General features: G+C 68.6%; 20 protein-coding genes. 9 read left to right on the forward strand and 11 right to left on the reverse strand.

The window, feature by feature from the left end; translation table 11 throughout:
• Nucleotides 1-149: 149 nt before the first annotated feature.
• Nucleotides 150-962, forward strand: coding sequence for a SirB1 family protein (locus tag VQ065_RS23240; RefSeq protein ID WP_340080472.1), 813 nt, complete (start codon nt 150-152; stop codon nt 960-962).
• Between the two features lie 6 nt (nt 963-968).
• Here the strand turns inward: VQ065_RS23240 and VQ065_RS23245 are convergent, their stop codons facing one another.
• The 3 genes from VQ065_RS23245 to VQ065_RS23255 all read right to left on the reverse strand — a co-directional run bounded on the left by VQ065_RS23245 (nt 969) and on the right by VQ065_RS23255 (nt 6,786).
• Entirely contained in the window at nt 969-3,452 is a 2,484-nt protein-coding gene (locus tag VQ065_RS23245; RefSeq protein WP_014603958.1) for a LuxR C-terminal-related transcriptional regulator, read from the reverse strand.
• A 149-nt stretch (nt 3,453-3,601) separates the two neighbouring features.
• On the reverse strand, nt 3,602-4,972 hold the full coding sequence (locus VQ065_RS23250; RefSeq protein WP_003091862.1) for a DUF1329 domain-containing protein: 1,371 nt from the start codon (nt 4,970-4,972) through the stop codon (nt 3,602-3,604).
• A 56-nt stretch (nt 4,973-5,028) separates the two neighbouring features.
• The gene (locus tag VQ065_RS23255) at nt 5,029-6,786 is read right to left on the reverse strand and encodes a DUF1302 domain-containing protein (protein WP_003091863.1); all 1,758 of its coding nucleotides are present in this window, start codon (nt 6,784-6,786) and stop codon (nt 5,029-5,031) included.
• Between the two features lie 284 nt (nt 6,787-7,070).
• On the opposite strand from VQ065_RS23255, the gene VQ065_RS23260 reads away from it, so the two are divergent.
• The 3 genes from VQ065_RS23260 to VQ065_RS23270 all read left to right on the forward strand — a co-directional run bounded on the left by VQ065_RS23260 (nt 7,071) and on the right by VQ065_RS23270 (nt 9,690).
• Nucleotides 7,071-7,814 (forward strand): AraC family transcriptional regulator, encoded by a 744-nt coding sequence (locus VQ065_RS23260; protein ID WP_003119583.1) that lies wholly within the window; start codon nt 7,071-7,073, stop codon nt 7,812-7,814.
• 90 nt (nt 7,815-7,904) lie between these two features.
• The gene (locus VQ065_RS23265) at nt 7,905-9,311 is read left to right on the forward strand and encodes an NAD(P)/FAD-dependent oxidoreductase (RefSeq protein WP_003091865.1); all 1,407 of its coding nucleotides are present in this window, start codon (nt 7,905-7,907) and stop codon (nt 9,309-9,311) included.
• A 34-nt stretch (nt 9,312-9,345) separates the two neighbouring features.
• Entirely contained in the window at nt 9,346-9,690 is a 345-nt protein-coding gene (locus VQ065_RS23270) for a cupin domain-containing protein (protein WP_003091873.1), read from the forward strand.
• 19 nt (nt 9,691-9,709) lie between these two features.
• Here VQ065_RS23270 and VQ065_RS23275 read toward each other — a convergent pair whose 3' ends face one another.
• From VQ065_RS23275 to VQ065_RS23305, 7 genes are all read right to left on the reverse strand, one after another.
• Nucleotides 9,710-10,480 carry a crotonase/enoyl-CoA hydratase family protein gene (locus VQ065_RS23275; RefSeq protein WP_003091874.1) on the reverse strand — a complete coding sequence of 257 codons (771 nt, stop codon included), beginning with the start codon at nt 10,478-10,480 and terminating at the stop codon, nt 9,710-9,712.
• A gap of 116 nt (nt 10,481-10,596) precedes the next feature.
• Nucleotides 10,597-11,508 (reverse strand): SDR family oxidoreductase, encoded by a 912-nt coding sequence (locus tag VQ065_RS23280; protein ID WP_003091875.1) that lies wholly within the window; start codon nt 11,506-11,508, stop codon nt 10,597-10,599.
• A gap of 115 nt (nt 11,509-11,623) precedes the next feature.
• Entirely contained in the window at nt 11,624-11,917 is a 294-nt protein-coding gene (locus VQ065_RS23285) for a hypothetical protein (protein ID WP_003091876.1), read from the reverse strand.
• A 98-nt stretch (nt 11,918-12,015) separates the two neighbouring features.
• A complete protein-coding gene (locus VQ065_RS23290) occupies nt 12,016-12,912 on the reverse strand; it encodes an alpha/beta fold hydrolase (protein WP_003091877.1) in 897 nt (298 codons plus the stop codon).
• Nucleotides 12,909-13,688 (reverse strand): class II aldolase/adducin family protein, encoded by a 780-nt coding sequence (locus VQ065_RS23295; protein WP_003091880.1) that lies wholly within the window; start codon nt 13,686-13,688, stop codon nt 12,909-12,911. The genes VQ065_RS23290 and VQ065_RS23295 overlap by 4 nt, the downstream gene beginning before the upstream one ends.
• 128 nt (nt 13,689-13,816) lie before the next feature.
• Nucleotides 13,817-14,503, reverse strand: coding sequence for an LrgB family protein (locus VQ065_RS23300; protein ID WP_003091883.1), 687 nt, complete (start codon nt 14,501-14,503; stop codon nt 13,817-13,819).
• Nucleotides 14,490-14,879, reverse strand: a complete 390-nt coding sequence (locus VQ065_RS23305; RefSeq protein ID WP_003091885.1) for a CidA/LrgA family protein — start codon at nt 14,877-14,879, stop codon at nt 14,490-14,492. The genes VQ065_RS23300 and VQ065_RS23305 overlap by 14 nt, the downstream gene beginning before the upstream one ends.
• 95 nt (nt 14,880-14,974) lie before the next feature.
• Here VQ065_RS23305 and VQ065_RS23310 point away from each other — a divergent pair, with 95 nt between their 5' ends.
• Entirely contained in the window at nt 14,975-15,868 is an 894-nt protein-coding gene (locus VQ065_RS23310; RefSeq protein ID WP_003091888.1) for a LysR family transcriptional regulator, read from the forward strand.
• Nucleotides 15,869-16,107: 239 nt separating this feature from the next.
• On the opposite strand, the gene VQ065_RS23315 is transcribed toward VQ065_RS23310, so the two are convergent.
• Nucleotides 16,108-16,560, reverse strand: coding sequence for a flavodoxin (locus VQ065_RS23315; protein ID WP_003091890.1), 453 nt, complete (start codon nt 16,558-16,560; stop codon nt 16,108-16,110).
• A gap of 279 nt (nt 16,561-16,839) precedes the next feature.
• Between VQ065_RS23315 and VQ065_RS23320 the strand changes: the two genes are divergently transcribed.
• The 4 genes from VQ065_RS23320 (at nt 16,840) to folX (ending at nt 19,163) form a co-directional block, all read left to right on the forward strand.
• Entirely contained in the window at nt 16,840-17,397 is a 558-nt protein-coding gene (locus VQ065_RS23320) for an antibiotic biosynthesis monooxygenase (protein WP_003091893.1), read from the forward strand.
• Between the two features lie 110 nt (nt 17,398-17,507).
• A complete protein-coding gene (gene folM / locus VQ065_RS23325; RefSeq protein ID WP_003091895.1) occupies nt 17,508-18,212 on the forward strand; it encodes a dihydromonapterin reductase in 705 nt (234 codons plus the stop codon).
• Nucleotides 18,213-18,229: 17 nt separating this feature from the next.
• On the forward strand, nt 18,230-18,790 hold the full coding sequence (gene folE / locus VQ065_RS23330; protein WP_003091896.1) for a GTP cyclohydrolase I FolE: 561 nt from the start codon (nt 18,230-18,232) through the stop codon (nt 18,788-18,790).
• Nucleotide 18,791: 1 nt separating this feature from the next.
• Nucleotides 18,792-19,163, forward strand: a complete 372-nt coding sequence (folX, locus tag VQ065_RS23335) for a dihydroneopterin triphosphate 2'-epimerase (protein WP_003091897.1) — start codon at nt 18,792-18,794, stop codon at nt 19,161-19,163.
• Nucleotides 19,164-19,291: the final 128 nt, after the last annotated feature.

Raw genomic sequence — 19,291 nt, forward strand, 5'->3', positions numbered from 1 at the left:
CGACGACCAGGCGGCGGCGCTCGCCGAGCCGGGTACTGGACGAAGCTTCGGCGGACGGTTACAACCTTGGGGTCCGCCCGCTCGAAACCGGCCCCGGCGTGCTCCGAACGGCCCGTCCGCAGCGATCCAGGCGCACCAGGAGGAAAGCCATGGACCCGCGTCAAGCCTGCCTCGATTGTCTCGCCCAGGAACCGCCAGCGCTGTTCGAGGCAGCCCTGTGGATCGCCGCGGAGCACCTCCCGGCGTATTCGCCCGCCCACGCCCTGCGCGAGCTCGACGAACTCGTCCGGCAGATCGGCGCGAGCCTGGACGACCGCGCCTCGGCCAGCGAGCGCGCCCAGGGGTTGCTGCGGCGAATGAGCGAACAGGGTTTCTGCGAGGACGACGACTTCCCCCTGCAACCGCGCTCGGCCCTGCTTCCGCTGGTGCTGCAGCGGCGCCAGGGACAGCCGTTGTCGCTGGCGCTGGTGGCCATGGAACTGGCGCGGCGGCTGGACATTCCGCTGGTCGGAGTGAACTTCCCGGGACGCTTCCTGCTGCGCGTGCCGCAGGCCGACCATCTGCTCGACCCGGCCACCGGACGGCGCCTCTATCCCACCGACTGCCGCGAACTGCTGCTGCGCCTGCAGGGGCCGAAGAGCGAGCTGCAAGCCGCCTACCTGAAGCAGGCCTCTCCCGGGGAAATCCTCCAGCGTCTGTCGCGCAACCTGCGACAACTGCACAGCGCCGCCGGCGAGCCGCTGGCCGCGCTGAAGGATGCCCAGCGGGTGATCGAACTCGGCCCGGTGGGCGCCGCCGACCACGAGGCCCGCGCCGGCCTCTATCGGCAACTGGATTGCCCGCAGGCGAAACGCTACGACCTGGAACGCGCGCTCTTGCTCAGCGACGATCCCACCGAGCAACTGCGCCTCGGCCAGCGCCTGGGCGAACTCGCCCCGCCGACCGGCCGCGCCCTGCACTGAGGCCGCTCAGGCGAGCAGGCCGAGGGCCTTGGCCCGCGCCACCGCCTGGGTCCGGCGGGCCACCCCGAGCTTGCCGTTGATCCGCCGGGCGTGGGTCTTCACCGTGTGCAGGGAAATGAACAGTTGCTCGCCGATCTCCTGGTTGGAGCAGCCCTGGGCGATCAGGCCGAGCACCGCCAGCTCCCGACAACTGAGCGGACTGAGCCCCTCCTCTTCTTCCCCCGGCAGGGCGGCGAACAGTTGCGGCTGGCGATCCCGCAGTCGCCGCTGCGGCAGTTGCAGGCCTAGCCGCTCCGCCAGCTCCAGGCCGCTGCGCAGGGTCTGCTGGGCCTGGGGCAATTGTCCGGAGAGGAACTGGCACTCGGCGATACCCATGCGCACTTCGCAGAGCAGCGTCTGCCGCCCCTGCGCCTCGAGAATGGCGAGCAGCCCGCGCAGCCGCGCTTCGGCGGCGGCTGCCTCGCCGCTGTAGAGTTCGGCCAGTGCCAATTGGTGCTCTACCCGCGCTTCCAGCTCCGGTTCGGAGGGCGGCGACAGGCGCGCCCGTCCCGGCTGGAAGTAGGCGCGGACCCGCAGCAGGATCTCCCGCGCCTGCGCCGGCCGTCCCTGCTGCAGGGTCAGGGCGGAGCTGACCAGCAGTAGCGCGCCGCGATACAGCGGATCGGGGACATGGCGCTGCTGCATCAGCCGCTCGACCTCCAGCAGGCGGTTGAACGCCGCGTCCAGGTCGCCCTGCCCGGCTTCCAGCAAGGCCAGTCCCAGGTAGCCGTAGAGCGCCCAGGGATCGAGATTCTCCCGTGCCTGCTCCAGCCCCAGCCGATACCAGTGCCCGGCCTCGACCTCGCGGCCCTGCTGCAGGCACAGGCGCGCGCGGCGCAGGGCGATCCGGCCGAGCATCGGGCTGCCCTGCTGGCCGAGGTCCTCCAGGTAGCGTTGGGCGCGATCGAGGACGCCTTCCGCGCGCAGCAGTTCGCCGCGCTGCTCCAGCCACTGCGCCCGCTCCAGTTCGATCAACGCCTCGAAGATCAGGCTGTCGTGCTCGCGCGCCAGGCGCAAGGCATCGCGGCCGATCAACCGCGCCTGGTCCATCCGCCCCTCGATCATCGCCAGTTGCATCAGCGCCGAGCGGCAGATCAGTCCCTGCGACCAGGCGTCCTCCGGCAGTTGCTCCAGCGCCTCGCGCAGGTAGTCGGCGGCGCCGCGCTCGCCGCGGCAGTGCAGGAGGATCCCGAACAAGCCCTGCCATTGCGCCAGCAGCACCCGCTGGCGGGACGCCGAGGGCATCGGCAGGAAGCGCGCCAACTGGCCGATGCAGTCCTCGGCTTCGGCCAGGCGTCCGGCGTAGAGCAGCGTCCAGGCATTCAGGATCACCAGGCGCGGCGTGCTGGCCAGCAGCGCCGCCGGCAGTTCGTCGCGCAGGGCCAGGACCATGCCGATGTTGTGGCCGTGCAGCAATTGCTCCTCGGTGAGCTTCTGCAACAATCCGGCGGCGGTTTCCGGTTCGTCGGCGGCCAGCGCCTGGTCGACCGCCTCGCGGGTCTCGCCGTGTTCGGCGAACCATTCGCAGGCTTCCCGGTGGAAGTCCCGCTGCGGGCGCTGCGGCGCTTCGCGCCAGGCCTCGCGGATCGCCGGCGGCAGGCTGTAGCGCTGGTTCGTATCGGCCAGCAGGGGGAAGCCCCGCGCCAACAGGTCGTCCAGCCCGTGGGGCAGTTCCTCGAACAGCCGGCGGAACAGCTCCGGACCGACTTGCGGCAGCCAGGCCAGGGCGCGCGCAGCGTCGGCCAGCGGCGGCGGCAGCTCGTCGAGCAACTCGTGCTGGAGGTATTCCTGCAACAACGGTCCGGCCGTCTCTTCGCCGACCAGCAGGCGCAAGCGCAACGCGGCGCACCAACCGCCGCTGCGTTCCAGCAGTGCCCCGGCCGCAGCGGCATCGGCGCTGCGGCCGTGCAGGCGGAGCAGTTCGGCGACCTCGTCGGCATCGAACGCCAGCAGGCCGCCGTCGACCTCCAGCAACTCCCCTTCCAGCAGCAACCGCGCCAGGTTGCACTGCGGCCGCCGCCGGCTCGCCAGCCACCAGCCCACCCGTGGCGAGGCCGCGCTCAACAGGCGATCGAGGCAGGCGTCGAGGGCGGGGTCGGGGTGCCGTGGGTAATCGTCGAGCAGCAGCCACAGCGCGGAAGCGTTACGCAGCCGCCGGCACAGCTGCGCTTCGTCGCTGTCCTCGGCCAAGCCGAGGGCGCCGGCCAGGCGGCGGCGGAAGGTCGCGGGGTCCAGCGCTTCCCCGCCCAGCGCCAGCCAGACCACCTGCACGCCAGGCGGCGCCCGCCGCGCGCATTCTCCGAGGAGGACGGTCTTGCCGCTGCCGGCGGGCGCGCAGAGCAGTCGCAGGCGGCATTCGCCGCGCAGCAGCGGCTGGTGCAAACGGGGCCGCGGCAGGTGCTGCGGCGGCAGCCGCGGCAAGGCGGCGGGCAGCTCGGTCGGCTCGGTCATGGCAGTGCTCTTGTTCTGTCGAAGCGCCTTGCCGGGAGCCTAGACCGCGCCTGCCCCGCTGCTGAACGATGATTGCGCCGGGTGATGGGCCGTCATAACGAACGAGCGCGTCGGCACAAGCCGACGCGCTCGTCGCGACTGGCCGGGACTCAGCGTACCCCGGCGTTGCGCAGGGCGGCCGGCGTGTAGTCGGCGGACGAGGCCTTGAAGCCGAACTCGTAGCCGCGCTTCTCCTCGTTGTTCATGCCCAGCGCCAGGTAGCGACCGGCGATCACGTCGTAGAGCGCCTCCAGGGTGTAGCCGGCGACCTTCTGGTCGTAGTGGTACTGCGCGTGGCCCTCGCCGACCCGCCAGAGCTGGCCGCGACCGTCGTAGTGGTCGACCAGGGCAATCTGCCAGCTGTCCTCGTCGATGTACATGTGGCGCTTGGCGTAGATGTGCCGCTCACCCGGCTTCACCGTGCCGACCACTTCCCACACCCGGTGCAGCTCGTAGCGGGTCAGGTCCTGGTTGATGTGCCCGGCCTTGATGATGTCGCCGTACTTCAGGGTCGGGTCGTTGAGCTTGTAGGCGTTGTAGGGGATGTACATCTCGCGCTTGCCGACCAGCTTCCAGTCGTAGCGGTCCGGGGCGCCGGAGAACATGTCGAAGTTATCCGAGGTGCGCAGGCCGTCGGCGGCGGTGCCCGGGCCATCGTAGGCCACCTGCGGGGCGCGCCGCACGCGGCGCTGGCCGGCGTTGTAGACCCAGGCCAGGCGCGGCTCCTTGACCTGGTCGAGGGTCTCGTGGACCAGCAGCACGTTGCCCGCCAGGCGCGCCGGCGCGGTCACCTGCTGCTTGAAGAAGGTGAGGATGTTGGCCGCCTTGCTCTGGTCGAGGTCGGGCATGTTCTGCGGGAACGCCACCGACTCCTCGAAGCGGATCGGCGTGAAGCTGCCGTTGGTCTGCGGGGTGGCCTGGACGATGATGCGCTTGAGGTTGCCGCCGCGGTAGCGGGTGATGTGGTTCCAGAGCACTTCGACGCCGTTCTTCGGAATCGGGAAGGCGTAGTAGCGGCTCTTCTCGAAATTCGACAGGCCGTTGCCGTCGTTGATCGGCTGCACGTTCAGCGCGCTCTGCTTGACCGCCTCGTCGATCTCGGCCGGCAGGGCCACCGTGCGATGGGTCTTGTACACCGGGATCCGGTAGGTCTCGGGGTAGCGCTTGAACATCGCCAACTGGCCGTCGGAGAGCTTGTCCTTGTATTGCTCGACGTTCTGCGCGGTGATGGTGAACAGCGGCTTCTCGTCGGCAAAGGGATCGGAAAGGAAGCCCTTGCCGTCGACCTTGCCGGCGCTGGCCGCAAGGCCGCCGGTCCAGGCCGGGATGCTGCCGTCGGCGTTGCCTTCCTTCTGCGCGCCGATGGGGGTCAGGCTGCTGCCGAGCTTGGCGGCCTCGTCGGGCGAAACCGCCGCCGTCACCGAACCGGCCAGCAGGCTGAGGGCCAGCGCCCCGGAGGACAGGAGTCGTGCTGTTTTCATGCGTCGTTATCCTTGTTCGTATCCGCGAAAGCGGCCGCCCCGAGGGGCGGCGGACCTCAGAAGTTCACCCCGAAGCTCACCGCGAGGAAGTCGCGGTCGTTGATCGGGTTGTAGTTGCCGCCGAAGAAGTCGGTGTAGCTGATGCTGGCGGTATAGGTGTTCTGGTAGTCGGCATCGAGGCCGACGCTGACGGCCTTGGCGCCCTCGCTGAAGTTCGGCCCGTAGCCCTCGACGTCGTGCGACCAGGCCAGGTTCGGCTTCAGGTTGACCCCGGCGAACACGTTGGGATATTCGAGGATCCCGCGCAGGCGGTAGCCCCACGAGTTGCGGGTGTAGAAACCGTGGCTGTTGCACTCCTGCGGGTTGGCCACGTTGAGCGCGCCGGTGCACAAGGCGTTGTTCGGCAGTTCGCCGATGCCGTAGATGGCGTCGCGGCCGTAGCGCAGGTCGTCGCCGTCGACCCCGCTGAGGTGGTTGTAGCCGACTTCGCCGACCACGGTCAGGCGGTCGGCCGCCAGTACCCGGTCGAAGAACTGGGTGACGGTCACCTGTGCCTGGGTCACCGGCTTGCGCACGTAGCCGTTGATCACCTCGCCGGCGCGCGGGGTGGCGAAGCCGCTGTCGTAGATCGGGTTACCGAACAGGGTGGTCGGGTAGATCGCGGCGATCGACATGTCGGTGCTGTTGATTTGTAGCGGCATGTTCGGCCGGTAGCTCAGCTCGCCGGCCACCGAGGTGCTGCCGATGTTGGTCTGGAAGCTCAGGCCGTAGAGGCGGATGTCCTCGGGATAGTCGATGAAGTAATAGCCGGTGGAGCGCCCGGTGACCGGGTCGGAGGTGGCCAGGCCGTTGCCGGCGATCACGCCGTAGTACGGGTTGCGACTGTGGTAGTTCATCGCGTACAGGCCGAACTCGGTGTCGTTCAGCTCCGCCGCGTACCAGCGCAGGGCCAGGCCCCACTGGCCGCTGTCGCGGGCATCGCGATCGCCGGCGCGCGGCAGGTAGCGGTAGCCGTTGGCCGGGTTCGGGTCGAAGTCGCTGCCGGCGTAGACCATCCGCTCGCAGCCATCGGCGACCACGTCGGTGGTGGAGAAGAAGGTGCCGCAGTTGTCGATCACCGTCTGGTCCCATTCCAGTTGGTAGAAGCCTTCGACGGTCAGCGCGTCGCTGATGCCCTGGGACAGGTAGAGCATGTTCACCGGGATCAGGCCTTCCTTGATCTCCGCGCCGGGCCGGCGGAACGCGGCGACGTCCATCGGGTTGATGCTGTTGATCGAGTTCTGGATGAACGTGCTCTCGCCCCAGCTCACCACCTGCTTGCCGACCCGCACGCTGCCGGGCAGGTCGCCGATGCTGTAGTTGTGGTAGAGGAAGGCATCGAGCAGCTGCGCCCCGGAGGACTTGGCGCCCTCCTTGCGGTTGTGGTCGTCGATGTCGTAGAGCAGGCGGTGTTCGTCCTTCAGCTCGAAGTCGTACCAGTACTTGCCACGGAAGAACGCGCCGGTGTCGCCGTACTTGAGTTCGAGATCGTGGATGCCCTTGAAGATCTTCGAGAAGGTTTCGCCCTTCTTGAAGTTGAGCCGGCCGTCGTCGGAGGTCTGCGACGAGGCGTGGCCGCCGTTGCGGGTGCCGATGTAGTCCTTGTCGGCGGAACGCATGGACCAGCTGGCCCCCACCGACAGCGACGAGTCGAATTGCCCTTCGATCTCCCCGATGTTGAATGACACGGCCGAGGCCTGGGTGGCGCAACCCAGGGCTGTGGCCGCAGCGAGTGCGTGCAGAGGGAAGATTCCGCGCCTTTTTGTTGTTGTCATGCGGCTCTCCTGACAGGGTCGAGGTGGCTACACCCTACCCAGCGGCCCGAACGGCGGTAAGCGCACCAAGGAGGTATTCCGGCTGTCGCCCGAAAGAGTGAACAGGGGCCCTGGAAAGCGCCTCGGCGAACGCCATATGCAGGATGGATACGCCGTCATCCAGTGCATGGATGACGGCGCGGCACTGTTCCGCCGGCGGCGGCGATGGCATCCTTCGCTGCATGCAGCCCGAACAGACCATTCCCGCCGACCGCGACCTCGCCGACGCCACCCGCGAGACGGTCATGCGCTACCACCTCAGTTGGAAGCACCGCGACATCGACGCGGTGATGGCGCTCTATCATCCCGAGGTCGAATACAACGACTTCTTCCAGAACCGCCGGATGCGCCTGGCCGATCTTCGCGAGTACGTCGAGGCGACCATGCCCAAGGGCCCCGACGAGTCGCTGGAGCACACCGACCGTATCCGCTTCGACGGCGATACCGCCTTCATCCAGTACCGCCTGCGGGTGACCCTCAGCGGCCGCCTGGCTTCGTTCCGCGCCAGCGAGGCGATCACCGTGCGCGACGGCCTGATCTGGCGCATCAACGAATACGCCTCGCTGGTCCACGAAAGCGGCGGCGGAGCCCAGGCCGGCGGCGACGGCCGGCCGCCGGCCAGCCGCCTGGGGCTTTCGGCCAAGCAGCTGAGCCTGCTGGCGCGCGACCTGGAGCACTACTTCCAGCAGGCCCAGCCCTATCTCGATCCGGACCTGGACCTGACCCAGGTGGCCAACGCCACCGGTTATACGCGCAACCAGATTTCCTACCTGCTCAACCAGGTGCTCGGCCTGAGCTTCTACCAGTACGTCAACCAGACCCGCCTGCAACACCTGCTCGGCCAGCTTTCCGGCGAGCTGCCCGGACGGGTCGACGAACTGGCCTTCGCCGCCGGCTTCAATTCGCTGTCGGCCTTCTACCGCTGCTTCCGCCAGCACACCGGCCAGTCTCCGCGCGAATACCTGAAGCGCCTGTCGTCGCGCCGCTGAGATTTCCCAGCGGACCCGCGCGCACGACAGGCGCACGGCATCTTCCTACTCTCGCCGCATTCCCCTTTCCCTCTCGCGATGGAGCCCTCTATGTCGGCCTGGCGCCACCTCAGCCTGTGGATGAATCAACTGGACGATCCGCTCGAAGCGCGCCCGTCCCTGGAAGAATCCCTCGAGGTCGACGTGGCCATCGTCGGCGCCGGCTACACCGGCCTCTGGACCGCCTATTACCTGAAGCGCCGGGCGCCGCAGTTGCGCGTCGCCATCGTCGAGGCGGAAACCGCCGGCTTCGGCGCCTCGGGGCGCAACGGCGGCTGGCTGATGGGCAACCTGCTCGGCGAGGACGGCCTGCTCGCCGGCTTGCCGCCGGAACGGCGCCGGGCCGGCTACGACCTGCTACACGGGATTCCCGACGAGGTCGCGCGGGTGCTGCAAGAGGAAGGCATCGACTGCGACTACCGCAAGGGCGGCGTGCTCTACTGCGCGGCGCGCTACCCGGAACAGGAACGCCGCCTGCGCGCCTATCTGCATGATCTCTATGCCGAAGGCCTGGACGAAAGCGACTACCGCTGGCTGACGCCGCAGGAACTCGACCAGCAGTTGCGCATCCCCGGCAGCTACGGGGCGATCCATTCGCCGCACTGCGCCACCATCCAGCCGGCCAGGCTCGCGCGCGGCCTGGCCCGCGCGGTGGAGCGCCTGGGCGTGCGGCTGTTCGAGAAGAGCCGGGTGCTGCACTGGCAACGCGGCCTGCTGCGCACCGAGCGCGGCGAACTGCGCGCCGAATGGATCGTGCCGGCGGTGGAAGGCTATGCCGCCAGCCTGCCGCCACTGGGCCACTACCAGTTGCCGGTGCAGAGTCTGCTGGTGGCCACCGAGCCGCTGCCGTCGTCGGTCTGGGCGGAGATCGGCCTGGAGCGCGGCCAGGCCTTCAGCGAATTCAGCCGCCAGGTCACCTACGGCCAGCGCACCGCCGACGACCGCCTGGCCTTCGGCGCGCGGGGCGGCTACCGCTTCGGCGGCAAGCTGCGCAACGACTTCAGCCTCGACGACGAGGAAGTCGGCCTGCGTCGCTACCTGTTCGGCGAACTCTTCCCGCTGCTCAAGGACGCCAGGATCAGCCACACCTGGGGCGGCAACCTAGGCATGGCCCGGCGCTTCCGCCCGCACATGCTGCTCGACCGCGCCAGTGGCATCGCCCTCTCCGGCGGCTACGGCGGCGAAGGGGTCGGCGCCAGCAACCTCGGCGGCCGCACCCTGGCCGCGCTGATCCTCGGTGAGGACAGCGAGCTGCTGCGGCAGCCCTGGGTGCTGGGCGAGCGTCCGCTGGACAGCCTGGCCCGCTGGGAACCGGAACCCTGCCGCTGGCTCGGCTACAACGCGATCATCCGCAGTTTCGTCCATGAGGACCGGGTCCTTGCCGATCCGCACAGCGCGCCCTGGCGCCGCAGCCTGGCGCAAACCCTCGCGGCCGGCATGGAAAGCCTGATGCGCTGAGAATCCCCTCCACCTCCCACAGAGGAAAAACCGCATGGCCCTGACCCTTCTGAAAAATACCGCCGGCGCCGATCTTGGCGCCGCCAGCCCGGTCGCGGTGCCGCTTGGCGAGCCGGTCGCGCAGACCCGCGCCTACGCCGTGGAGCGCACCGACCAGGTGGAAACCGGCATCTGGGAATGCACCCCCGGACGCTGGCGGCGGCAGATCGTCGAGCAGGAGTTCTGCCACTTCCTGCAAGGCCGCTGCACCTTCACCCCGGACGGCGGCGAGACCATCCGCATCGAGGCCGGCGATGCCCTGCTGCTGCCGGAGAACAGTCTCGGCGTGTGGGATGTGCAGGAAACCGTGCGCAAGAGCTACGTGATCATCCACCGCTAGCCCGGGCGGCGCGACGGCGTCACTCGAAGCGCCCGTGGCGCCCCTCGCCGTCCTTGAAGCGCTGCGCGCCCTCCAGGGTCTCGCCGCTCTCGATCACCGCCAGCCCGCCCTGGAATTCGTTGGCCAGGGCCACGTCGAAGGACAGTTCCCACTGCGCGTATACGCTGGCGCGGTCGGCGAGCATGCAGGTCTGCGGGAAGGCGGCGAGTTCCGCCGCCAGCTCCTCGGCCTCGGCTCGCGCCGAACCGCTCGGCACCACCCGGTTGGCCAGGCCGATCTGCAACGCTTCGTCGGCCTTCACCGGACGCCCGGTGAGGATCAGGTCGAGCGCCCGGCCCTGCCCGACGATCCGCGGCAGGCGCACGCTGCCGCCATCGATCAGCGGCACCCCGAAACGCCGGCAGAACACTCCGCAGATGGCGTCCTCGGCCATCACCCGCAGGTCGGCGAGCAGCGCCAGCTCCAGCCCGCCGGCCACCGCATAGCCTTCGATGGCGGCGATCAGCGGCTTGCCGAGCTGCATGCGGCTCGGCCCCATCGGTCCGTCGCCCTCCGCCTCCAGGCGATTGCGCCGCTCGCCATCCTCGGCTACCGCCGCCAGGTCGGCGCCGGCGCAGAAATTGCCGCCGCTGCCGGTGAGTACCGCGACCCGCGCCGTATCGTCCGCTTCGAACTCGCGCAGGGCGTCGGCCAGGGCCTGGGCGGTCGGCCGGTCCACCGCATTGCGCCGCTCCGGGCGAGCGATGACCAGGGTGGTGACCGGGCCGTTGCGTTCGACGATGACACTCATGACAGACTCCCTGCGGAAAAAGCGAAAAAAGACACCGGCCGGATGGCAGAAGACCGGCGTCAGCCGGTCTTCACCTTAGTCCTTTTCCCGCGGCCGCGCCGCATCCGCCGGGCGTCTCAGAGCGCGTGCCTCTGCAGGTTGGCCATCATTTCACGGAGCGCCTCGACGTTGTCCGCCGGGTGCGCGGCGTTCTCGAAGTCGCAGATCTGCTGCCAGTGCGCGGCCACGTCCTCGGCATCGAAGCCGGCCTTCGGATCGAAGCCGAAGCCCAGGCTGCGCTCCCAGCGCACCTTGCCGATCCAGCCACCGCCGACCTCATAGAGCCCCGAGGTATCCTCGCAGGCCGAGCTGCCGAGGTAGACCACCAGCGGGCTGACCAGCTCCGGCTTGAGCTGCTCGAAGACCTGCGGCGGGATCAGCCCCTCGGTCATCCGCGTACCGCCGGTGGGGGCGATGGCGTTGACCAGGATATTGTTCTTGCGCCCTTCCAGGGCCAGGGTGCGGGTCAGGCCGTAGAGGCCGAGCTTGGCCATGCCGTAGTTGCTCTGGCCGAAGTTGCCGTAGATGCCCGAGGTCGAGGAGGTGAACACCACCCGCCCGTAGGCCTGCTCGCGCAAGTGCGGCCAGGCGGCGCGAGTGACCTTGTAGGCGCCTTCGACATGCACCTGGTAGACCAGGTCCCAGTCGGCGTCCTCCATCTTGTGGAAGGTCTTGTCACGCAGGATGCCGGCATTGTTGACCACCACGTCGACGCGGCCGAAGGCGTCCAGCGCGTTCTCCACGATCCTGTCGCCGTCCGTGACCGAGTCGTGGTTGGCCACCGCGGTGCCGCCGGCGGCACGGATCTCCGCCACCACCTTGTCCGCCGCCGAGGCACTGGCGCCTTCGCCATGGGTGCTGCCGCCGAGGTCGTTGACCACCACCCTGGCGCCATGCTTCGCGAACAGCAGGGCATGGGCGCGGCCAAGGCCGCCGCCGGCTCCGGTGACGATCACGACTTGGTCGTCTAAACGCAGGGCATCGCTCATGTTCGGGACTCCAGGGCAGTAGGAAGGATTGCCCGAGTGTCGGCCAGCCCGCCGGCGGGGACAAGGCTTCGCGCCGCCATGAATGGCGCCCGATAAGGCAGCGGGATGTTCCGCTTCAGTCGAACGGAATGTACAGCCGGCCACGCGGGCCGAGCTTGAACAGCCACCAGTCGTAGTTGTGCCGGACCACCATCAGCAGCAGGCTGCCGAGCAACGCGAGGCCGGCGCCGACGGCGTACCAGCGACTGCCTTCCTGCCAGCACAGGTAGCCGAGCCCGAGCGCCAGCAGCAGGCCGAGTTCGGCGAGGACCATCCCGGACTGGCGGATGAACGGCTGCGCCTGCACCATCTGGCGGAACAACCAGGAGCCCTCGTCGAACACGCGCAAGGGAGAAACGGGATCGTGCATGGAGACCTCCATGGGTGACGAAACGCCTCGTCCAGCGAGGCGCCAGCACCCTAGCCCCGATCCTTGCGCGATGGCACTTGCTGCAATCTCAAACTCGCTTAAGAAAACTCTGAATCATCCAGTCGGGCGCGAAACGCCAGGTAATGTTCGAGCACCGCCGCCGGCGCTTCGATCTGCGGATAATGGCCGATGCCATCGAGCAGCACGCAGTCGGCATCGGCGACCAGTTTCCGGTAGCGCTCGACCATGTGCGCCCCGGAGATCGGGTCGACGGCTCCGTCGATCACCCGCAACGGCACCCCGCCGTGCTGCAACGCCGCCACCCAGCGCTCACGCTGCTCGCGGCGGTCGACGATGTAGCGGATCAGGCGATGCATCACCCGCTGCCCCTGGTTGCTTTCGATCAGGCTCCAGAAGGCATCCAGCTCGGTCTCGCCGGGCTGGCTGCGCGGGCCGAAGACCTTGGCGAAGTTGCGCGCCAGGGCGCGGCGGTCGAACAGCCGGCCGAACAGCCCGCCCAACGGGCTCAGCAACAGCTTCTGGCTGAGCACCGGGCGGTGCGTTTCCGGGAACAGTCCACCATTGAGGAACACGCAGGAGGCGAGCCGCAGCCGGCCTTCGTGATGGCGGGCGAGCAGTTCCTGGGCGACGCTGTCGCCGTAGTCGTGGGCCAGCACGTGCAGCGGCTCGTCGATTCCCAGGCAGCCGAGCAGCGCCTGTTGCAGGTCGGCCTGCTCCAGCAGGCTGTAGCGATGGGCGCGCGGCTTGGCCGAATCGCCGAAGCCGAGCAGGTCGCAGACCAGCACGCGGTAGCGCTGCGCCAGCGGCTCCCAGAGGTAGTGCCAGTCCCAGGCGGCGCTGGGAAAACCGTGGATCAGCAGCAACGGCCGACCCTGCCCGGCTTCCCAGTAGCGGATCGGGAAGCCCTTGAAATCCAGAGTGCGGCCGCGCCTCCGCCAGGCCTCCAGGGGAATGCCGGGCAGCGCCGCGGTCACTGGCGGTAGCCCGGGTTCTGCTGGTCGAGCTTGCGCAGCAGCGCCGGCCAGGCGAGCTGGCCGCCCATGCCGGTCTTGCTGCGCATCACCCCGGCGATCATGTCGCGCGCGCCGGCGAGGATCTGCCCCGGGATGTGGATCAGCTCGGCGCCGCCGCTCTGCGCCATCACCTGTACCTCGCAGGCGCGTTGCAGGGTGAACATCATGAGGAAGGTATCGGCGATGGACCCGCCGCAGGTGAGCAGGCCGTGGTTGGGCAGGATCAGGAAGTTGCTGGTCCCCAGGTCAGCCTGCAGGCGGGCCTTTTCCTCATGGTTCAGGGCGACGCCCTCGTAGGCGTGGTAGGACAGGCTGGAGAGCACGAACAACGATTGCTGCGACAGCGGCAACAGGCCCTGCTTCTGGCAGGACACCGCGATCCCCGCGGCGGTATGGGTGTGCAGCACGCACTCGACGTCGTGGCGGACCTCGTGCACCGCGCTATGGATGGTGTAGCCGGCCGGGTTGATCTCGTAGGGGCTGTCCATCAGCTTCTTGCCGCTGGCATCCACCTTCACCAGGCTGGAGGCGGTGATCTCGTGGAACATCAGGCCGAACGGGTTGATCAGGAAGTCCTCGGTGCCCGGCACCTTGGCCGAGATGTGGGTGAAGATCAGGTCGTCCCAACCGTGCAGGGCGACCAGCCGGTAGCAGGCAGCGAGATCGACGCGGGTCTGCCATTCGGCGGCGGAGACCTGGGCTTGCACATCGGCGGGCAGGGAGTGAACGGCGGTCACGGCGGCATCCTCTTTTGTCGTTATCGGATGCCCGCAGTCTAGCCCCGCCCCCCTCCGGCGACTGTCGCCGGGCTTACACTCGCGCGCCGGCTGAATGGCGGAGGATTCAGCCGGCCTATGCGCGCAGGCTACAGGCAGTGGGCGACCAGGGGCGCGACCAGCAGGTTGAACAGCCCGGTGAGAACCATCAGCAGACCGGCCGCCGAACCTTCCTCGTCGCCAAACTCGTAGGCCCGACTGGTGCCGGCGCCGTGCGCGCCGACGCCGAACAGCGCGCCGCGGGCCAGCGGCGTGCGCAAGCGCAGGACGCGCAGCAGGGTGCCGCCGATCACCGCGCCGAACACCCCGGTGATCATCACGAAGGCGGCGGTCAGTTCCGGCACGCCGCCCAGGTCGTGGGACATCTCCATGGCGAACGGCGTGGTGATCGAGCGCGGCAGCAACGACAGCGTGACCTGGCCGTCCAGCGCCAGGGCCTGGGCCAGCGCCCAGGAGCTGCCGATGGCCACTGCGGTGCCGGCGAACATCCCGGCCAGCAGCGCCGGCCAGTGGCGCATCAGCAGCTCGCGCTGCTGCCAGATCGGGATGGCGAAGGCCACCGTCGCCGGACCGAGCAGCGCCACCAGCCAATTGGTGTCGCGGGCGTAGTCGGCGTAGCGGGTATGGGTGGGAATCGCCAGGGCATAGAGCAGCACCGGGACGAACACGATGGGCGACAGCCAGTACCACTTCACCCGGCGGTACAGCTGGCGGCTCAGCAGGTAGCCGCCGACGGTCGCCGCCAACCAGAACAGGGCTTGCTTATCGAGACTCATGGCGCGCCCTCCAGCGGCACATCCACTCCACCGACACCGCGGTGACCAGCATCACCAGCAGGGTGCTGAGCATGATCACCAGGAGGATGCGCCAGCCCTCGCTGCGTAGCAGCGCGCCGTAGTCGAGCAGGCTCATCAGCGCCGGGATGAAGAACAGCAACATCTCCGCCAGCAACAGGCCGGCGCCGGCCTGCAGCCAGGCCGGACGCAGCAGGCCGCTGGCGAACAGCAGCAACAGCGCCGCCAGGCCGACCACCCCGCCCGGCAGCGGCAGGCCGATGGCCTTCGCCAGCCAGCCGCCGGCCCACCAGAAGGCGATGAGTACCGCCAGTTCGGCGGCAAGGCGGGACAGACGGCGGACGAGCGGGGGCAACATGGGAAGGGCCTTGGCTGGGAAATCGGGGATGGAGAAAGGATAAGGCCCGGCCTATCATCCCCAAAGCGAATTGTCCGCATGAGAGCCATTCCAGAATGGAATTCCGTCAACTCCGCAGCTTCGTCGAAGTGGTCCGCCAGGGCAGCTTCACCCAGGCGGCTCAGGTCCGCCACGCCAGCCAGTCGACCATCAGCAAGCAGGTCGCCCAACTGGAGCAGAGCCTCGGCGTGCAGGTATTGGAACGCAACGGGCCGCACGTGCGCCTGACCGACGCCGGCGCCGTGGTGTTTCGCCGCGCCGAGGAGATGCTGCGGCTGCGCCGCGACCTGCTCAGCGAACTGGACGATCTCAGCCAGCTCAACCGCGGCGAACTGCGCCTGGGCCTGCCGTTGCTCGGCGCCGACGCGCTGTTCGCCCAACGCTTCGCCGAATACCGGCGGCGCTATCCGAACATCGCCGTGCACCTGGTGGAAGGCGGCAGCAAGACCATGGAGCAGGCGGTGCTGGCCGGCGAGCTGGAACTGGCCGGCAGCCTCACCCCGGCGGACGACGGCTTCGACTACCAGCCGTTCTGCAACGAACCGCTGGACGTGCTGCTGCCGGCCGGGCATCCCAAGGCCGCTGCCGCCAGCGTCGCCCTCGGCGAACTGGCGGACAGCCCGTTCCTGCTCTACCAGCAGAGCTTCACCCTCAACGACCGCCTGCTGCGCGCCTGCCTGGAGGCCGGCTTCAGCCCGCGCGAAGGCGGCCGCAGCGGCCAGGCCGACTTCCTCGGCGCGCTGGTGGCGGCCAACCAGGGGGTGGTGCTGCTACCGCGGGCGATCGCTCGCGAGATCGAACGCCCGGGAGTGGTGCGGGTCCTGCTCAGGGAGCCGGACCTGCGCTGGGACATCGCCTTCATCTGGCGCCGTGGCGGCTACCTGTCGCGGGCGGCGCAGGCCTGGCTGGAGCTGCTGCGCGAGCGGCCGCTGGAGGAAAGCCCGGCGTAGGACGAATAACCGCCAGCTCGGCAGAAGCTAGGCGAATAACGCCTGGAGGCGTTATTCGCCCTACCGCTTGTCCCCTCCCCGTGTAGGGCGAATAACCGCTACGCGGTTATCCGCCGCCTGGGCAGGCGTTTCGGCGGATAACGCCTGGGGCGTTATTCGCCCTACCGCTTGCTCCTTCCCCGTGTAGGGCGAATAACCGCCACGCGGTTATCCGCCGCCTCGGCGGGGTACGCCCGGGATCAGCCCTTGAGGGCGGCGGCGAACTCGGCCAGCCAAGGCTCGGCGTCGGTCTCGGGGGTAACGGTTTCGCTGGCATCCAGGCGCAGCATCGGCAGCACTTCGCGCACGCCCAGTTCGCCGAACAGTTCGCGAACCTGCTCGCCGCCACCGCAGAACGTGTCGCCGTAGCTCGAATCGCCCAGGCCGATGACCCCACCCGGCAGGCCGTGCCAGGCCGGCAGTTGGTCGCGGATCGCGTAGTACAGCGGTTGCAGGTTGTCCGGCAGTTCGCCCATGCCGGTGGTCGAGGTCACCACCAGGAATGCCTCGGGGGCGAAGGCCTTGAGTTCGTCGAGGCTGGCGCGGGGCAGATGGGAGGCCTCGAAGCCGGCCGCGGACAGCAATTTCTGGGCGTGCCGGGCGACTTCTTCGGCGGTGCCGTAGACCGAGCCGGAGAGAATGGCGACTTTCATGAACACTCCGTAAGCCAACAGGGGTAAGCCGGGCATTATGCCGCATGCGTTCGCCGAGCGGGACGCACCGAATCAATGCAGACAGGCCACAAAAGCACCATTTCGGTGCGCGCCCTGTCATCGGGATGTCATCGCGCTGCCGTAGACACGGCAGCGAACCTTCGCCACCACGGCGGGAACGATCCTTGCCTGTCCTCCGACGCAGCCCACCACCCCCGGCGCTGCGCCGTTGTCCGAGGGCGCCCACGAAGCGCGCTCAACCGTTCCAGGAGATACACGATGTCTACCGCTCCCGTTACCCTGCTGGTGGCCCGCCGCGTCGCCGCCGGCCGTTACCGCGACTTCCTCGCCTGGCAGCGCGAAGGCGAAGCCCTCGCCGCCGACTTCCCCGGCTACCTCGGCTCCGGGGCGCTGGCGCCGCCCGCTGGCGGAGACGAATTCCAGATGATCTTTCGCTTCGCCGACGACGCCACCCTCGCCGCCTGGGTCCACTCCGCCTCGCGCCAGGCCTGGCTCGAACGCGGCCAGGGACTCTTCGACGAACCGCGCGAGCACCGCGCCCACGGCCTCGCCGCCTGGTTCGACGACAACCGCAAACCGCCGCGCTGGAAGCAGAGCGTGGCGATCTGGCTGGCGTTCTTCCCGGTCTCGCTGGCCTTCAACCTCGGCGCCGGCCCCTACCTCGGCGAGCTGTCGCTGGCCGCGCGGGTGCTGCTCAGCACCCTGGTCCTCACCCCGTTGATGACCTACTGGTTCATCCCTCTCTCCAGCCGCCTGCTCGCCCCCTGGCTGCACCGCCGCCCGCAGCGCGCCGCCAGCCTGCCGGAAGCGCACTGACGGCTTGCCGCCCACCCCGGCGGGGTGGGCCGTAGCGCAAGGCTTTGCCCGACTGGCTCAGTCGGGTACCCTGCATCCATCCGATTCCCTTCGCCTGCTGTGAGAGTCCCATGGCGACAGCCCCGATCCTGATCACCGGCGCCAGCCAGCGTGTCGGCCTGCATTGCGCCCGCCGCCTGCTGGCCGACGGCGAGTCGGTGATCGTCAGCTACCGCAGCGAACGCCCGGCGCTGGACGAACTGCGCCAGGCCGGCGCGCTGACCCTGCACGCCGACTTCGCCAGCGAGGCCGGCATCTTCGCCTTCATCGGGGCCCTCCGGCAGCATACCGACAGCCTGCGAGCGATCGTCCACAACGCCTCGGACTGGGTCGCCGAGACGCCCGGCCACGAAGCCGAGGCGTTCCAGCAACTGTTCAGCGTGCACATGCTCGCGCCCTACCTGATCAACCTGCACTGCGCCGAGCTGCTGGAACGCTCGCAGCCTGCCGACATCGTCCACCTCACAGACGACGTGGCGCGCAAGGGCAGCGCCCGGCGTATCGCCTACTGCGCGAGCAAGGCCGGGCTGGACAACCTGACCCTGTCGTTCGCCGCGCGCTTCGCGCCGAGGATCAAGGTCAACGCCATTTCACCGGCGCTGGTGATGTTCAACGACGGGGACGACGCCGAATACCGCGCCCGCACCCTGGCGAAATCCGCGCTCGGCATCGAGCCGGGGCCGGAAGTCATCTACCAGAGCCTTCGCTACCTGTTGGACAACCCCTACGTCACCGGGACCACCCTGACCGTGAACGGCGGCCGCCACGTCAAGTGAGGCGCCAAGGACCCCTTATGAACCCAGCACTTTCCCAGCATTACCGGGAGATCCTCGTCGGTCTCGGCGAAGACCCGCAGCGCGAAGGCCTGCTCGACACCCCGAAGCGCGCGGCCAAGGCCATGCAGTACCTCTGCCACGGCTATGGCCAGACCCTGGAGGAAATCGTCAACGGCGCGCTGTTCGCCTCGGACAACGATGAAATGGTCATCGTCCGCGACATCGAGCTGTACTCCCTGTGCGAACACCACCTCCTGCCCTTCATCGGCAAGGCTCATGTGGCGTACATTCCCACCGGCAAGGTGCTCGGCCTGTCGAAGGTGGCGCGGATCGTCGACATGTTCGCCCGCCGCCTGCAGATCCAGGAGAACCTCACCCGGCAGATCGCCGAGGCGGTCCGCCAGGTGACCAGCGCCGCCGGCGTGGCGGTAGTGATCGAGGCCCAGCACATGTGCATGATGATGCGCGGGGTGGAGAAGCAGAACTCGCAGATGTTCACCTCGGTGATGCTCGGCGCGTTCCGCGACTCGAACACCACCCGCCAGGAATTTCTGCAATTGATCGGAAGGAGCAAGTGACATGCCGCGACTGGAACCGGGAATGGCGCGAATCCGCGTCAAGGACCTGCGCCTGCGCACCTTCATCGGGATCAAGGAGGAGGAAATCCTCAACAAGCAGGACGTGCTGATCAACCTGACCATCCTCTACCCGGCCGCGGACGCCGTGGAGGTCAACGACATCGAGCACGCGCTGAACTACCGCACCATCACCAAGGCGATCATCCGCCACGTCGAGGAGAACCGCTTCGCCCTGCTCGAACGGATGACCCAGGAAATCCTCGACCTGGTGATGGAGAACCCGGCGGTGCGCTACGCCGAGGTGGAAGTGGACAAGCCGCACGCGCTGCGCTTCGCCGAGTCGGTCTCGATCACCCTCGCCGGCCACCGCTGAGGCGGCCGACGAGCGAACCGCGCGAAGACGCGCACAAGCGTTGCCCGCCGGCCGCGCCAACTCTTATCATCGCCGGACCTGGCCCTGTGCCTTCACCCTGCCCCGAGCCATCGTCGAGAAACACCGCC

The sequence above is a fragment of the Pseudomonas sp. KBN10P06128 genome (assembly GCF_037574945.1).
Lineage (GTDB): Bacteria > Pseudomonadota > Gammaproteobacteria > Pseudomonadales > Pseudomonadaceae > Pseudomonas > Pseudomonas aeruginosa.